The sequence below is a fragment of the Methylocystis sp. L43 genome (assembly GCF_015709525.1).
Taxonomy (GTDB): Bacteria; Pseudomonadota; Alphaproteobacteria; order Rhizobiales; family Beijerinckiaceae; genus Methylocystis.
Genome location: NZ_JADNRA010000029.1, coordinates 80,114 through 94,065, shown reverse-complemented (window position 1 = coordinate 94,065; position 13,952 = coordinate 80,114). Strand labels below are relative to the sequence as shown.

The window sequence follows — 13,952 nt, the reverse complement described above, 5'->3', positions numbered from 1 at the left end:
GACGTCGCGCCGCGCATGTCCACAGATCGCTGAAGGATCCGCCGCTCGGAGATCTTAGCGAATTCGTCGTTGAAAAAGTTCATTGTTCTAAATTTTGACTGAGCTATAAGGCTCACGGTTCCGTCGCTTCACCAGCGCAGGTTTTGCCATGCCTTACGCTTCAGTCTCGATTTTCCGCCGCGGCATCTTCATGCTTGCGCTTTGTGCGGGCGCATCCGGCGTTTCGCTCTCCGCGTGGGCGCAAAGCAAACTGCCAAAATGCACCGAGGAAAACATCTCGAAGCAGTGCTTCGGCGTCGTAACCGCGCCGGACGGCAATCGCTATATCGGAGAGATGAAGGGCGGCAAGGCCAACGGCAAAGGCGCGCTCATTTTCACGGACGGCAAGAAATACGGGGGCCAATTCCGCGACGGCGCGCCAAACGGCAAGGGAACCATCACACATCCTGACGGCGAGTCCTACACCGGCAATTTCAAGGACGGGAAGAAAAGCGGGCAGGGCAAATTGGTGGCTGCTGACGGAAAAATCTATGTCGGCCAGTTCAAGGAGGACGTTCCCAACGGCATGGGCGCCGTCACCATGCCAGACGGCAAGAAGTTCTCCGGAAAGTTCGTTGACGGCGAACTTGCCGTGAAGCCGAATGCCGGCAGCGCGGCGCAGAACGAACAGAAGGGGTCGAAAAACGGTCTGCCGCCTTGCGACGTCAGTTTGGCGACGCCTTGGAAGCGCTGCGTCGGCGGATTGAAGTTTCCAAACGGCGACTTTTATGCAGGCGAGTTCCGCGACGGAAAAGCGACCGGTCGCGGCTCGATCACCTTCGCGTCGGGCGGACAATACGTCGGCGAGTTCCGCAACGGCATCCGTCACGGCAAAGGCACTTACACGATCGCCAACGGCGAAAGCTACAGCGGCGAATTCGTCAACGGCCGCATCATCGGGAAGGGCGTTTACAAATTCCCCGACGGCAAAAAATATGTGGGCGAATTCCGCGACGGCCGGCCAAACGGCAAGGGCATTCTCAGCTTGCCTAACGGCGCATCCTACCGCGGCGAATTCCAAAATGGCGAGCCGGATGGCCAGGGAACGATGACCTTGCCCGACGGGCAATCGCAGAGCGGACTCTTTAGAGCGGGCAAATATCAGCCCCAATAGACCGCGCGTAGGCTTGGCGCGCCAGCGGGCGCAGGATCATAGGTGATCGCCAGGCGCGCCGCCTTGCTGACGCGAAGCGCATGAAATCGAAAACCCCAGCCGGAGGCTGGGGTTTTTTGGTTCGGCGGTCTTACGCTTCGCCGCGCCTATTGGATGGGCGTGACGATCGAGGCTTGCGCATTATTGGAAATGGAAATGTTGTCAGAGTCCGTCTTGCTGATCGTTGCGCCCTCGCTGTCGATAATGCTGCCGATCGCGAAGGCTTGCTTGTCAATGTTCACATTGCTCTGATTCTGGTTGCCCGAGCCGAGGTCGACGAGGCTTCCGCCTACGGAGCCGTTCTGAACGACGGCGGCGTTATTGTTCACGCCGATCTGCGTAACCGTCGAATAATTGTTGCCGTACGCTTGGGACTGATTCTGGTTCTGATTGTTCTGACCATCGGCGAGGGCCGATCCGCCAGCGAGCGTGCAGAAGGATATTGTCGCGATCAGCTTTTTCATGGGTCTGGTCCCTGGAAGTTGGCCTTCGTTGTTTGGATACTGCCTACAGTCACCCTAGCTTTGCAGCGCGCCGCGGTCGATCGTTTCGACCTCGCCGAGCTGCGATAGAATCGTCGATGTGGCAGAAACGCCACATGTCTCCAGCCTCATCAAAAGGCCTTTCGCAAATAGGTGAGGACGTTCGGAAAATTGACGGCGACCGGCAGACCGCGTCCGCCGAGGTATTGGCCGTTGGCCTGGCTCCAAGTCCAGCCGCCTTCCAGTCCGAGCGCCCATCCTTCGCCAGCCCAATATTCCGCGTTTCCGACGACGCGCTGACCTCTAACTTGCGTATTGAAGCCGAAAGCTACGTTGCCGAAACCGAGAAATTCCGGTGCGGAGCCCATGTAGGTTTGAAACGCCGCTCCGGTGATCGAGGTCTTGAATACGGGAGTCCAAAGATGTTCGTAGGATCCCATAATCGCCTGACCGGAGCTTCTCTGGATCGTTCCCGTCGAGCTGCTCACATAGTCGATCGACATATACGGAATCCCGAGGTACGACAGCGCGCCCTGAGTGGCGGTCGCCGACAGCATGGCTTTGCCATACATTTCGCCGCCAATGGGACCGATGAGCCCGCTCCACTTCCAACGATATTCGCCGGCGAGCTGCGCAGCCCAGCCCCAAGTGGAGTATTTCGGCATGAAGGTATTGTACGCGTTGGCGGAGACATCCCTGATTTCGTGCATCGCTCCCGATGCGTGGATGACGAATGCGGGCGCGCCGACGCGCAATTGCGCGACAAAGTCCGGGTATCCCATGCCTGTCGGATATCTGGACAGAACCCCGTCCGGGTAACGCCGCAGCGTCGGATCTTCAGCCGATACGCTGATCGAGGCGCCCAAGCGCGGCAGGAGACCTGGGAGAACGTTGATATTTTCGATTCTGTGGGTGTACGAAACCGCCGGCGTCGTCATATAGGACGCGTAGCCTGGCATGAAGGTGTAGCCGGTGCGGCTGAAGCTGAAGAGCGAGGGCTGGAGTCCAACGCGCAGTCCGCCCCATTGAACCCAGGCCTGGTCGAGAGCGCCCCGCCAATAGTTTCCATAGAATTGGTTCAGCGATATGCGCGTTTCGCCTTCATAATTTTTTACCGTCCTGGCGAACAATCCGGCGTTGACGAACACGGAGATCGTTCCGTAATCCGTGTTTCGGAACGCCAGAAAATTCACCATGCTGTACGTGCCGGTATAAGCGCCGGACGTTGTGTTGCCGACGAGCGGATTTTTCCAATAGTACAGCATCGGCACAGCGGCGCTCAATCCGAGACCGTTCCATCCGTATCGATAGGCGGGAAGCCGCTGCGAGGTGAATGTGATGTCTTCAGTCGCGAAATCCTTGCCCAGGAAACCGGTAAAGGATCCGTGGACCGCGCCGCAAAAGCCGATATAGGGAATTAGGAAAAACTGGGTGTTGCCATTCAGATTGCACGGCCCCGTCATTCTGACGACGGGCCGCGGCGCCGCTTTTGCAATAGGTTGATTGGCGGGACGCCTCTCCTTCGAGCGCGTTTTTGACGCGGCGTTGAGTTCTTGGATGGCGCGCTCAGCTTCCAGAATCGAAGCGTCGACGCCCTTATCGAAGCTTGCCGGCTGCGCGAGCGCATTCGACGCGCCGGCCATTGCGGCGGCGTAGGCGAATGATGCGACGATTTGTGTTCGCGTTCTCACAGAGCCAGTCCCTTCGGACAATCCAGTCACAGGTTCGTCGTCAATGCATTCGTCCAAAGCTGTTCGTCGCCGTCAGACCTGGCGGCGTCCAGATCGCGAGGCTCATGCTGTCCGTAGCGAAAAGAGAAAGATAACCTTCTGGCGTTTGGTAGGATTGATAGATCGGGCCGTCGGTCGGCACCAGAACCCGAGGCGCGGAGCCATTGCCGACAGTGGAGTTTTGCGCGACGGCGGCGACATTCGTGCCCCCCATTTGCGTGATCTGTGAACTATTCTCCAAGCCGTTCTGGGTCACGGCCGCGTAATTCTGTCCGCCATAACGCGGACCGTCGCCGCGAAGGCTCGCGCTGCCGCTAAACTCACCCGTGGAGTCGCCGATCTGCTGCATCTGCGAAAAATTGTTGAGGCCGTTCTGAGTGACGACCGCTTGATTCGCCTGATTGGAGTCCTGAACGCCGTAGTAGACGTTCACGAAGCCGGACTGCGACAGGTCGATGGACGACTGCGATCCGCCGGTAAACCCAAAGGCGAAATTGAAGGGTGCGCTTTGCGTCGCCATTTGCGCAAAGGCGGAATTCATGACGCTCAGGAGGAAGACTGCGGCAAAAAGCGATATTCGCGACATCTTCTATTCCCAGCTCTTGAATAATGACGATCAAGCGCGCGGCGGCGCTCTCTCAAAGACAAAGCGCTAGCGACTAGCGCCTCAGAAACACTGGCTGCGGACAATCGAAGCGATAGGGGCGATTGTCGCTGCCCGGAACCGGCTCCAAGACCCAGATGTCGTCTCTGAGATAGTCCTGGGCTTCCGTCTGCGCCAAATAGCCGCCGAGACATGCCGGCGAGCTGCCCTCCGAAACGACCACCACGGGCCGTCTCTGCCTGTGGCTCTTGGCGTCGGCTGGCGACGCGAATGCGGAGAACACAACAAGAGTGACGAGGGCGGCTTGCAGTATTGGCTTCATTGGATTGATCCTTTGAACATTGCTGCACGCCGCCTCTCGATCTTATTCGCGAGGCCGCTAAATATTAGGGAACGCCGCCGCCGCCGCCATTGCCGCCGCCGCCCGGAATGCCGCCGCCATTGCCGCCAGCGCCACCGTTGCCGACAGCGTTGTGGTTGGCCGTAAACGCCAGAGCGTTGTCAAACGCCACCGCGTTGTCGTTCAGCGAGTCGTTGATGGCGATCACGTCGGAGATGCGAAGGCCGCCAGCCACGCCGCCACGATCGGCGACATTAATGTTGGTGTCGACTTCGATATTCGACACCGAGGTGTTCGTGATGCTGGTGTTGTTGGAGCCGATGGTGATCATGAAGGCCTGGCCGTTGCCGCCGTTGGCGTCGATGCCGTTGCCGATGCCGTCCTGGCTGGAGCCGGCGATCCCGGCCGAACGCTGCGAAGCCAGGTTGGCCTGCACAGTGCCGACCGTCGCGGTCGACGAGGTCGTGCTGTCGCCGGTGCCGACGCCGACGTTAACCGGAACGATGGGGTTGGTGCCGTCCGCGTCCTGCAGCGCCGTGCCATTGGCCGAGAGAGCGACCGGAATGGCGAGGCCGCCAGCGATGCCGCCCTGGTCGGCGTCATTGCCCGACAGCGCAACCGCCGCGCTGACCGCAACGACCGTCACGTCGCCGGCGTCGCCGCCATTGCCCGAGTCGACGATGCTGCCGACGCTGAAGGCATGCGTAGCCAGGTTGAAGTTGGTGGTGGCCTGGCTGAACGCGCCGGGCTGGAGTTCAATGCCGCCGCCGACGGCGACGTTCTGGTTGACGACGCCAACGTTGTTGATGCCGAGGTTGGTGACGCTGCCGACGTTCACGCCCTGCGAGACGGAGGTGTTGATGCCGACGTTCGCTCCAATCGGATCGGCGAAGGCCGGAGCGGCCAGCACCGTGGCGAGGGCCACAAGGGAGAGCTTCTTCATGGGGAGGATCCTTCTAGTGATTTTGTCTAATTCCGACGACCAGCGCGCCGGTCATCGCGGCGCAGAGTTGTCCGAGAGCAGTCGATCCGTCCAGCCGCTAAATGTCCCGATAACCAGAATTAGTAACAACTGTGGCGAAAGTGCAACGTTATGATGCAGCGCAAGGTACAGCATCTAACACTTCGAAATTGCTTCGATATTTTTAGATTTTCTCGAGAAAAACGTGGGTTCGAGCCTGTGTGGATAACCTCGGCCATGAAGAAGTTAACGTCTTTGGTGGAGTCAAAATGAGAATTATGGAACGGTTCCGAATTATGAACTTTAGATGAATGTAAGACGCCTTCTTGTATTCGATCTAAGTTCAATGATAAATAATAAGCTGAGCGCTCTACCCGGCAAATGGGAAAAAAGCATGAAATATCGTGGAGTTAACCTTATTTCGTCGGTGTTTGTTTCATTGGCGGTCCTAAGCCCAACTTCGCTGATGGCTCAAGGAGATATGGGCCCGATCGGGACCGTGGTCTTGGAGAACATGGTGCGCGAGCAAAATCCGCCGAGCTATGGGTCTCAGCCGTTCAGATCACGGTCTTCCTATAAGTATAGGGCTTGCAAAACGCGCAACATGCATAGCTGCCGGCGAGGAAGTCACTGGCGTAAAGCCAATTAGCGGTCGTTGTGCGAATGACGGTCGACAGTTTTACGTGAAGGTGCGTTTCTAAACAGCTGCTCAACCGACCAGGCTGTGAGACGAGCACGCGCGGAGGCTGTGTCTACATATGTTTTCAAGGGAAGAAGACGGCGAGCGCAGCCGTCGTCCTGAACGTCGCCGAAGATTCGGGCTGATTTGTCGAAACGGCGCGCGAGCTCTGCGCCATCAATAAGGACTTGTTGTTGTTGGCGCGCGGGCTCGCGGCCAAACCTTGGACATGCATGCGCGCCGTTCAGGGGCGACCACGCCGGCGAGCCGGCCCGCTCTTGTTTCGGCGGATTCCTGTCGAAGCGCGGCATGCGTGAAACGCGTCTGGGCCCGCGCGCCTTCCTTCGCGCAGATGCGCCAATCACGACTTCGGCCATAGAAATTGCGACAGGCCAGGAATCGAATCAGTCATATTTCGTAGCTTCTCTCTGCCGATCACCTGCTCCGCGCCGCCGAAGATCTCTCTGGCCAGCTTCTGAAGCTGGTCGGGAGAGAGACCCAGGCTCGTCAATCGAGCCGTCAGCGCAAGGACATCGCCTTTCGCGCCGCCGACCAGGCCGCCGACCCCTCCGAGCACGCCGCCGAGCAGACCCCGCCGCGGCGCCGCCGCAGCGTCCCTTATCGCGGCCTCAGCGCCGGGGATTTTTTCGATCAACTCATCGGCAGGGCCATTCGGATGGCGCTTTTGGAGGAAGCCAAAAACATGACCGACGGCGAGTCTCGCGACCGCGGGCGCGATGCCGACCGACGCCGCGATATGCGCGACCCATTCGTCCATATTCGGCCCTCAAAATTCTCAATTCGACAGTGATGCCGGCGCCTTATAGCGCGGCGGCCGGCGCTAGGAATAGCTTATTTTGTTTGGCGAGCGCGCCGGGGCGCGAACCCGGGGCTCCTATTGAATGTCTCATCCAGGGGCTATTCGGAATTGTCCCATCTTACGCTTCGAATCGAGCGAGGACGTTCCTGCCAGGAAGAGCCATTCCACTGCCGGCGACCAAAGTTTCTGGATGAAGAACCGGTCTTCTTACGAGATCGCCTGGTGCGTAGGTCGAGAATTTCGAGGGGTCCGGCGTCCCGCGCGCCAGTCGATGGCGGCTAGGCTTTTCTAACGAACTCCGTACGCAGCACGAGCCCTTTTACTTTCTCAGCGCGGCAATCGATCTCAGCCGGATCATCGGTGAGCCGAATATTTTTGATCAAGGCGCCGCGTTTCAGGACGACCGACGAGCCCTTTACCTTCAAGTCCTTTATCAAGGTTACGGAATCGCCGTCCTTGAGTTCTGCTCCATTGCTGTCTCTCACCACTACCGTCATCAGGCGCTCCGAGCATTCCCTAGCTGATCATGCGCATCCTTATATTCGCCAACGAGCCCGTTTGCATATCCGAGGCTCATGAATCATGGCGTCGGCAAACTGCCTCTGAAGCCGCGACGCGGGCTTGACGTAATTCATATTTCCATCATATTGGAAATATGGAAAAGCATGACGCCCTAGCCGCCCTTGTCGCGCTCGGTCACGAAACTCGGCTCGATATTTTCCGGCTGCTCATGCAGGCCGGACCCAAGGGGCTTGCGGCGGGGCAAATTGGCGAGCGGCTCGCGCTCCCGCCGGCGACGCTGTCTTTCCACCTGAGCCAGCTCAAACACGCGGATCTTGTCACCTTCCGGCGCGAGAGCCGGTCGCTGATCTACTCGGCGGCCTATCCGGTCATGAACGCGCTGCTCGCCTACATGACCGAGAATTGCTGCCAAGGCGCAGCTGCCTCATGCGAGGCCGCTACTCCTTCAACTTGCCAGCCAGAGGAACGCCATGAAACGCCTGCACGTGCATGTGTCCGTCGATGACCTTACCGGGTCGATCCGGTTTTACAGCGCGCTTTTCGGGTCGGCGCCGACCATCGCCAAACCCGACTATGCGAAATGGATGCTCGACGATCCGCGCGTAAACTTTGCGATATCGTCGCGCGGCGGACAGGCTGGCGTCGATCATCTCGGGATCGAGGTCGAGACGCCGGAAGAGCTGAAAGAAGTCTATGGCCGCCTGCAACAGGCTGAACGGCCCGTGCTGGAAGAAGGCGCAACGACCTGCTGCTACGCCAAGTCGGAGAAAGCATGGACGTCCGACCCGCAAGGGCTTTTGTGGGAGTCCTTCCTGACTACCGGTGAAAGCACGATTTACGGCGACGACGTAGCGCTTGCGGGTTTCCGCGCGAGCGCCGTTAAGGAGGAGTCCTCCGCCTGCTGCGGCGCGAAGTCCGCGCTTGTGACTGAAGCCGCCTGTTGTTCTGGAGCTCAGAATGACTGAGACGGTTTCAGGCGCAAGCCATGGCCACAAAACGGACGCCTGAGCGATGACCATCACCATCTATCACAACCCCGCCTGCGGCACGTCGCGCAACACGCTGGCGATGATCCGCCAAAGCGGCGAAGAGCCGGTCGTCATCGAATATCTGAAAGACCCGCCAACGCGCGAGCGACTTGTCGAACTCCTCAAAGCCATGGGCATTTCAGCGCGCGATCTGCTGCGCCAGAAGGGCGCGCCCTATGACGCGCTCGGACTTGGCGATCCAAAGTGGACGGAAGAGGAATTGATCGGCTTCATGCTCGAACATCCGATCCTCATCAACCGTCCGATCGTCGTGACGCCGAAGGGCGCACGGCTGTGCCGTCCCTCGGAAACCGTGCTCGATATCCTGCCCAATCCCGACATTGGCGAATACACCAAGGAAGATGGCGAAGTCGTCGTCGGCAGACTTCAATCCTGAAAGGACGAATATGACGACCATTCAAGTTTTCGATCCCGCCCTGTGCTGCAGCTCTGGCGTCTGCGGCGTCGAGACCGATCAGGCGCTCGTGACCTTTGCCGCCGACGTTGATTGGGCGAAGCAGAACGGCGCGCACATCGAGCGCTTCAATCTCGCGCAGCAACCCTTGGCCTTCGCCGACAACGCCACGGTGAAGGGCTTTCTCGAACGTTCGGGGCAGGAAGCCCTGCCGCTGATCCTGATCGACGGCGAAATCGCGCTCGCCGGACGCTATCCGAACCGCGAGGAACTTGCGCGCTGGGCGGGGCTCAAAAAGGTCGAGGACGCAAAACAAGGCGCGTGTTGTAGCGGCTCGTCCTGCTGCTGAAAGGTCGATATGAAATTTCTCGAACAGGCTCCGCGCTTCCTTTTCTTTACGGGCAAAGGCGGCGTTGGGAAAACTTCGATCGCCTGCGCGACGGCGATAGAGTTCGCGGAAGCCGGACGCCGCGTGCTGCTTGTCAGCACCGATCCGGCCTCGAACGTCGGGCAGGTGTTTGGGGTTGGCATCGGCGATAAAATCACGGCGATTGACGCCGTGCCGAACCTGTTCGCGCTGGAAATCGATCCACAGGCCGCCGCGCAAGCCTATCGCGACCGCATTGTCGGCCCCGTGCGTGGAAAGTTACCGGAAGCCGTGGTGAGGGGCATCGAAGAGCAGCTTTCCGGAGCCTGCACGACGGAAATCGCCGCCTTCGACGAATTCACCGCGCTGTTGACTGACGCCGCCATTACCTCTGCATACGACCATATCATTTTCGATACGGCCCCGACCGGCCACACCATCCGCCTGCTGCAGCTTCCCGTCGCGTGGAGCGGCTTCCTTGAGGCAGGGAAAGGCGACGCCTCCTGCCTCGGTCCGCTTGCCGGATTGGAAAAACAGCGCGCCCAATATAGCGCCGCGGTCGATGCTTTGGCCGACGGTCGGCGCACCCGCCTGATCCTCGTCGCCCGCGCCCAAAACTCCGCGCTGCGCGAAGCCGCGCGCACGCATGACGAGCTGGCGGCGATTGGCCTCAATCAGCAATTCCTCGTTGTGAACGGTCTGTTGCCGAAGGAAGAGGCGGCGCTCGATGCGCTCGCCGCCGCGCTTTACGCGCGCGAGCAGGCCGCTTTGACGGCGACGCCCGATGCGCTGCGCGCCTTGCCCTGCGACTATGTGCCTTTGAAGCCTTTCAATCTCGTCGGACTCGATGCGTTACGCCAGCTCCTCGTTGCGACGCCGCCGCTCCTGGACGTAGCAGTCGGCGAACCTGTCGAGCTGCACGCGCCCAGCCTTTCGGAACTGGTGAACGGCGTCGCCGCCGATGGACATGGCCTGGTCATGCTGATGGGCAAAGGCGGCGTCGGCAAAACGACGCTCGCGGCGGCGGTCGCCGTCGAACTGGCGCATCGCGGACTGCCCGTCCATCTCACCACCTCCGACCCTGCCGCGCATCTCGCCGAAACGCTGCATGGTTCGCTCGACAATCTGACCGTGAGCCGCATCGACCCGCACGCCGAAACCGAACGCTACCGGCAAGAGGTGCTGAGAACGAAAGGCGCGGCGCTCGACGCGCAAGGACGGGCTTTGCTCGAAGAGGATTTGCGCTCTCCTTGCACGGAAGAAATCGCCGTCTTTCAGGCGTTCTCGCGCATCCTCCGCGAGGCGGGCGAGAAGTTCGTGGTCATGGACACCGCGCCGACCGGCCACACGCTGCTGCTCCTCGACGCGACGGGCGCCTATCACCGCGAGGTCGCGCGGATGCTGGACGCCAAGGGCGCGCATTACACGACGCCGATGATGCAGCTACAGGACGAGCGCAGAACCAAGGTTTTGCTCGTGACGCTCGCGGAAACGACGCCCGTCCTCGAAGCGGCAAATCTTCAGGCGGATTTGCGCCGTGCGGGGATCGAGCCTTGGGCGTGGGTCGTCAATAACAGCGTCGCGGCGGCGCGCCCGCATTCTCCCTTGCTGCGTCAGCGCGCCAAAAATGAAATGCGCGAGATCGAGAAAGTCGCAACAATCCATGCGCGCCGCTACGCCGTCGTGCCGCTGCTGAGCGAAGAGCCGGTCGGCGTGTCGCGTCTTCTCGAATTAGCTGGCCGGGAGACCGTTGTGGCTGCAAGCTGCCCATAATTCCTTTCCCTCTCATGGTCATTGCACCAACGCAGCGTTCGTCTCGCATCAGCTCGGCTCTCGTCGTTCGGGCGCTCGGGACCGCTATAATCGGGCGAGCTCCGCCTCGAGTTCGGCGATGCGCGCGGTGAGCGGCGCCGTTATCGCGCGCACTTCATCGAGCGTGTAACGCTCGACGATGTGCTGCGGACAGTTCCAGTCGAACCCCTCGACCTTGACAAGGAAGCCGCGTTCGACGCGGGCGCGGTAATCTGAGGTTTCGAGTCGAGACAAGGTCGCCTCGTCGTCGAGACCGATGATCTTCGCGCGCCCGAAGAGCTTCAGCCGAGTCTTATTCGGATAGTCCATGAAGAAGAGCGAAACGCGATTGTCGTTCGCGAGGTTGCCGAGGCTGATATATTGCCGGTTGCCGCGAAAATCCGCGAAGCCGATCGTGGTCTCGTCGAGCACGCGCACGAATCCCGTCGGCCCGCCGCGATGCTGGATGTACGGCCAGCCGGTTTCGCTGACCGTCGCCATGTAGAACGAATTTCGAGCCGCGATGAATTCGGTCTCCAGTTCGCTCAGGCGATGGTTCCTGGTCTCCGGCGCCCCCTCGATACGCGCATAAGCGTTGCGGCTGCCAAATTGCTCCTGCGCCTTCTTCACCGTCGGGGTGAAAGCGATCTCGGCGTAACGATGCGGCATTGCGTCCTCCTGCGGGCCCGAGCCTCGGTCTCAAAGCCCAAGGTCGGAAAGACCCGGGTGATCCACAGGCCTCGGGCCTTGCGGCCAGCGGAACTTCCGTTCGCTCTCCCGGATCGGTTGATCGTTAATGCTCGCGAAGCGCAGTCGCATCAGACCGCGCTCGTCGAACTCCCAATTCTCATTGCCATGGCTGCGGAACCAGTTGCCGCCGTCATCACACGACTCGTAAACGAAACGCACCGCGATCCGGTTCTCGGCAAACGCCCAGAGTTCCTTGATCAAGCGATATTCGAGCTCGCGCGCCCATTTGCGCTTCAGGAACGCCACGATCTCCGACCGTCCCACCGGGAACTCCGCGCGATTGCGCCAGCGGCTGTCCTCGGTGTAGGCGAGGGACACACGCTCGGCGTCGCGCGTATTCCAAGCGTCTTCGGCCATGCGAACTTTCTGTATCGCGGTTTCACGCGTGAAGGGCGGCAGCGGCGGACGAGCGCCGACGGGTTGAGTCACCTCGACCATTTGGATTCTCCTCTCTGGATTGAGGAATCCGGCGCAGCGTCCACCGCGCCGGGCCCCAAGATCATCAGGCGGCCTTGTTCAGCTCGATTTCCGGGAAGTCGATCTCGATCTGGGTCGCCTTGCCCAGCAAATTGGTGAAGATGTTCATTGCGACATGCGTGATGATCTCGATGATCTCGCCATCCGAATGGCCGGCCGCGCGCACGGCGTCGAATTCGGCCTTGCTCACCTGTCCGGCATGCTCGACGAGCGCGCGGGCGAAGGCGAGCGCGGCTTCCGCCTTGGCGTCCGACGAACGGCCCTTGCGGTTCGCCAGCATCTCCTGACTGTCGAGGCCGGCCTTGCGGCCGATGGCCGTGTGCGCCGAGACGCAATACTGGCAGGCGTTCTGTTCGGCGACGGCCAGCGCGATGCGCTCCCGCGTTTTCGGGTCGAGAAAACCCGCGCCGGCGATCCCGTGGATGCCGAGGAACGCGTTCAGCGCCGCCGGGGAATTGGCCAGCACGCGGATGAAGTTGGGGACCGCGCCAAGACTGGCCTGGACGGCGTCCAGCAATTTTTTGGCTTCGCCGGTGGCGGATTTGGGGTCGATGACGGCAATTCGAGCCATAGGGTCAATCCTTGTTTCGTTGACGGCGCGGCGCGCCTCGGCGCCGCTCCTCCAGACAATGGCTGCTTATTTTTCTTGTAAGAATATCTGACGTATGGAATTCATTATTCCGATTATAGGAATAAAATGGATCGTCTTCACGAGCTCGAGGTCTTCGTCGCCGTCGCCGACGCCGGCAGCTTCGCCAAGGCCGGAACCCGTCTGCGCCTGTCTCCCCCAGCGGTGACCCGGGCGATTTCCGCGCTCGAAGACCGCCTCGGCGCCCGCGTCTTCAACCGCACGACCCGCAGCCTAACCATCACGGATGTCGGTCAGCGCTTCCTGGAAAGCGCACGGCGTATCCTGACCGATCTCGATGGCGCCGAACACGAAGCCGTCGGCGAAACGGCGGTTCCGAACGGCCATCTTACGCTCACGGCCTCGGTGACTTTTGGTCGGACGGCCCTCGCGCCGGTGGTGCGCGCGTTTCTTAGCCAGCACCCGCGCGTAACCATGTCGGTGCTGCTGCTCGATCGCATCGCCAACCTCGTGGAGGAAGGGATCGATCTTGCGGTCCGCATCGGTCCGTTGCCGGATTCAAATTTGGTTGCGAAGAAGATCGGAACCGTTCGAAGGATATTGGTTGCGAGCCCGGACTATCTCGTGCGGCGGGGCGTTCCGCAGACGCCAGCCGATCTGCGTCTCCACTCAATCATCGCGTTCACTGGCCTTATGCCGAACAGGGAGTGGCGCTTTCTCGACGGAAAAAAGGGCAACAGCGTTTCCTTTGTTCCGCGGCTCGAGATCAATGACGCGGCTGCATCCATCGCCGCGGCGGAAATGGGGGATGGGATCACTGTGGCGCTGTCGTACATGGTCGCCGAACAGATTCGCAACGGCCGGCTCGCGCCCCTTCTCGACAATTTCACGCCGCCGCCCGTCCCAGTTCACCTTGTCTATCCTCAGAGTCGCTTGGTTTCCTCCAAACTGAGAGCTTTCATTGACTTTGCGTCGCCGCGCCTTCGCGCAACGCTCGACAGCCTCAATCTTCCCGCGACGAACAGTCTGGCGACAGGGCAGCCGACAACGACGCCCCTGCGCAGGACGCATGGGCTTTAAGTCCCGGCCGAGAACCGCTCGGGGTGGATGCGGGCCACTAGCGCCGCACATGCGCTTCAGCTGCACCAGCAGAGAGCCTTTGACCCGCGTCTTCGCCATGGCGCCAAATAAGCGCTTTCGCTGCT

The 13,952-nt window shown here is 60.5% G+C and carries 17 protein-coding genes; 7 read left to right on the top strand and 10 right to left on the bottom strand.

Annotated elements, in window-relative coordinates:
* Positions 1–148: 148 nt before the first annotated feature.
* Positions 149–1,153, top strand: a complete 1,005-nt coding sequence (locus IYX23_RS10450) for an MORN motif containing protein (protein ID WP_196392669.1) — start codon at positions 149–151, stop codon at positions 1,151–1,153.
* A 146-nt stretch (positions 1,154–1,299) separates the two neighbouring features.
* Here IYX23_RS10450 and IYX23_RS10445 read toward each other — a convergent pair whose 3' ends face one another.
* The 7 genes from IYX23_RS10445 to IYX23_RS10415 all read right to left on the bottom strand — a co-directional run bounded on the left by IYX23_RS10445 (position 1,300) and on the right by IYX23_RS10415 (position 7,305).
* Complete coding sequence (locus IYX23_RS10445) at positions 1,300–1,656, bottom strand: hypothetical protein (RefSeq protein ID WP_196392670.1); 357 nt, start codon at positions 1,654–1,656, stop codon at positions 1,300–1,302.
* A 149-nt stretch (positions 1,657–1,805) separates the two neighbouring features.
* Positions 1,806–3,365 (bottom strand): porin, encoded by a 1,560-nt coding sequence (locus IYX23_RS10440; RefSeq protein ID WP_196392671.1) that lies wholly within the window; start codon positions 3,363–3,365, stop codon positions 1,806–1,808.
* Between the two features lie 40 nt (positions 3,366–3,405).
* Positions 3,406–3,990, bottom strand: a complete 585-nt coding sequence (locus IYX23_RS10435; protein WP_196392672.1) for a hypothetical protein — start codon at positions 3,988–3,990, stop codon at positions 3,406–3,408.
* Positions 3,991–4,063: 73 nt separating this feature from the next.
* A complete protein-coding gene (locus IYX23_RS10430; RefSeq protein ID WP_196392673.1) occupies positions 4,064–4,330 on the bottom strand; it encodes a hypothetical protein in 267 nt (88 codons plus the stop codon).
* A gap of 64 nt (positions 4,331–4,394) precedes the next feature.
* Positions 4,395–5,291 (bottom strand): hypothetical protein, encoded by an 897-nt coding sequence (locus tag IYX23_RS10425; RefSeq protein WP_246716638.1) that lies wholly within the window; start codon positions 5,289–5,291, stop codon positions 4,395–4,397.
* A gap of 1,058 nt (positions 5,292–6,349) precedes the next feature.
* Positions 6,350–6,766, bottom strand: coding sequence for a DUF2267 domain-containing protein (locus IYX23_RS10420; protein WP_196392674.1), 417 nt, complete (start codon positions 6,764–6,766; stop codon positions 6,350–6,352).
* 320 nt (positions 6,767–7,086) lie between these two features.
* Positions 7,087–7,305, bottom strand: a complete 219-nt coding sequence (locus IYX23_RS10415) for an alkylphosphonate utilization protein (RefSeq protein ID WP_196392675.1) — start codon at positions 7,303–7,305, stop codon at positions 7,087–7,089.
* Positions 7,306–7,463: 158 nt separating this feature from the next.
* On the opposite strand from IYX23_RS10415, the gene IYX23_RS10410 reads away from it, so the two are divergent.
* The 5 genes from IYX23_RS10410 to arsA are packed head-to-tail and all read left to right on the top strand — an operon-like array spanning position 7,464 to position 10,913.
* The gene (locus IYX23_RS10410) at positions 7,464–7,835 is read left to right on the top strand and encodes a metalloregulator ArsR/SmtB family transcription factor (RefSeq protein ID WP_196392676.1); all 372 of its coding nucleotides are present in this window, start codon (positions 7,464–7,466) and stop codon (positions 7,833–7,835) included.
* Positions 7,801–8,295 (top strand): ArsI/CadI family heavy metal resistance metalloenzyme, encoded by a 495-nt coding sequence (locus IYX23_RS10405; protein WP_196392677.1) that lies wholly within the window; start codon positions 7,801–7,803, stop codon positions 8,293–8,295. The genes IYX23_RS10410 and IYX23_RS10405 overlap by 35 nt, the downstream gene beginning before the upstream one ends.
* A gap of 46 nt (positions 8,296–8,341) precedes the next feature.
* On the top strand, positions 8,342–8,755 hold the full coding sequence (gene arsC / locus IYX23_RS10400) for an arsenate reductase (glutaredoxin) (protein ID WP_196392678.1): 414 nt from the start codon (positions 8,342–8,344) through the stop codon (positions 8,753–8,755).
* Positions 8,756–8,765: 10 nt separating this feature from the next.
* The gene (gene arsD, locus IYX23_RS10395) at positions 8,766–9,122 is read left to right on the top strand and encodes an arsenite efflux transporter metallochaperone ArsD (protein WP_196392679.1); all 357 of its coding nucleotides are present in this window, start codon (positions 8,766–8,768) and stop codon (positions 9,120–9,122) included.
* A 9-nt stretch (positions 9,123–9,131) separates the two neighbouring features.
* Positions 9,132–10,913, top strand: a complete 1,782-nt coding sequence (arsA, locus tag IYX23_RS10390; RefSeq protein ID WP_196392680.1) for an arsenical pump-driving ATPase — start codon at positions 9,132–9,134, stop codon at positions 10,911–10,913.
* Between the two features lie 84 nt (positions 10,914–10,997).
* Here the strand turns inward: arsA and IYX23_RS10385 are convergent, their stop codons facing one another.
* The 3 genes from IYX23_RS10385 to IYX23_RS10375 all read right to left on the bottom strand — a co-directional run bounded on the left by IYX23_RS10385 (position 10,998) and on the right by IYX23_RS10375 (position 12,729).
* Positions 10,998–11,600 carry a pyridoxamine 5'-phosphate oxidase family protein gene (locus IYX23_RS10385; protein ID WP_196392681.1) on the bottom strand — a complete coding sequence of 201 codons (603 nt, stop codon included), beginning with the start codon at positions 11,598–11,600 and terminating at the stop codon, positions 10,998–11,000.
* A gap of 30 nt (positions 11,601–11,630) precedes the next feature.
* Complete coding sequence (locus tag IYX23_RS10380; protein ID WP_196392682.1) at positions 11,631–12,119, bottom strand: nuclear transport factor 2 family protein; 489 nt, start codon at positions 12,117–12,119, stop codon at positions 11,631–11,633.
* Between the two features lie 64 nt (positions 12,120–12,183).
* Positions 12,184–12,729 (bottom strand): peroxidase-related enzyme, encoded by a 546-nt coding sequence (locus tag IYX23_RS10375; RefSeq protein ID WP_196392683.1) that lies wholly within the window; start codon positions 12,727–12,729, stop codon positions 12,184–12,186.
* 126 nt (positions 12,730–12,855) lie between these two features.
* Here IYX23_RS10375 and IYX23_RS10370 point away from each other — a divergent pair, with 126 nt between their 5' ends.
* Entirely contained in the window at positions 12,856–13,827 is a 972-nt protein-coding gene (locus tag IYX23_RS10370; RefSeq protein ID WP_196392684.1) for a LysR family transcriptional regulator, read from the top strand.
* Positions 13,828–13,952 lie beyond the last annotated feature (125 nt).

Excerpts from the sequence above, each read along its gene's own strand:
- IYX23_RS10435 (WP_196392672.1), bottom strand. The coding sequence starts at position 3,990 with ATGTCGCGAATATCGCTTTTTGCCGCAGTCTTCCTCCTGAGCGTCATG.
- IYX23_RS10445 (WP_196392670.1), bottom strand. The coding sequence starts at position 1,656 with ATGAAAAAGCTGATCGCGACAATATCCTTCTGCACGCTCGCTGGCGGA.
- IYX23_RS10430 (WP_196392673.1), bottom strand. The coding sequence starts at position 4,330 with ATGAAGCCAATACTGCAAGCCGCCCTCGTCACTCTTGTTGTGTTCTCC.
- IYX23_RS10370 (WP_196392684.1), top strand. The coding sequence starts at position 12,856 with ATGGATCGTCTTCACGAGCTCGAGGTCTTCGTCGCCGTCGCCGACGCC.
- IYX23_RS10380 (WP_196392682.1), bottom strand. The coding sequence starts at position 12,119 with ATGGTCGAGGTGACTCAACCCGTCGGCGCTCGTCCGCCGCTGCCGCCC.
- IYX23_RS10425 (WP_246716638.1), bottom strand. The coding sequence starts at position 5,291 with ATGAAGAAGCTCTCCCTTGTGGCCCTCGCCACGGTGCTGGCCGCTCCG.
- arsA (WP_196392680.1), top strand. The coding sequence starts at position 9,132 with ATGAAATTTCTCGAACAGGCTCCGCGCTTCCTTTTCTTTACGGGCAAA.
- IYX23_RS10410 (WP_196392676.1), top strand. The coding sequence starts at position 7,464 with ATGGAAAAGCATGACGCCCTAGCCGCCCTTGTCGCGCTCGGTCACGAA.
- IYX23_RS10385 (WP_196392681.1), bottom strand. The coding sequence starts at position 11,600 with ATGCCGCATCGTTACGCCGAGATCGCTTTCACCCCGACGGTGAAGAAG.
- IYX23_RS10420 (WP_196392674.1), bottom strand. The coding sequence starts at position 6,766 with ATGGACGAATGGGTCGCGCATATCGCGGCGTCGGTCGGCATCGCGCCC.
- IYX23_RS10405 (WP_196392677.1), top strand. The coding sequence starts at position 7,801 with ATGAAACGCCTGCACGTGCATGTGTCCGTCGATGACCTTACCGGGTCG.
- IYX23_RS10415 (WP_196392675.1), bottom strand. The coding sequence starts at position 7,305 with ATGACGGTAGTGGTGAGAGACAGCAATGGAGCAGAACTCAAGGACGGC.
- IYX23_RS10450 (WP_196392669.1), top strand. The coding sequence starts at position 149 with ATGCCTTACGCTTCAGTCTCGATTTTCCGCCGCGGCATCTTCATGCTT.
- arsD (WP_196392679.1), top strand. The coding sequence starts at position 8,766 with ATGACGACCATTCAAGTTTTCGATCCCGCCCTGTGCTGCAGCTCTGGC.
- arsC (WP_196392678.1), top strand. The coding sequence starts at position 8,342 with ATGACCATCACCATCTATCACAACCCCGCCTGCGGCACGTCGCGCAAC.
- IYX23_RS10375 (WP_196392683.1), bottom strand. The coding sequence starts at position 12,729 with ATGGCTCGAATTGCCGTCATCGACCCCAAATCCGCCACCGGCGAAGCC.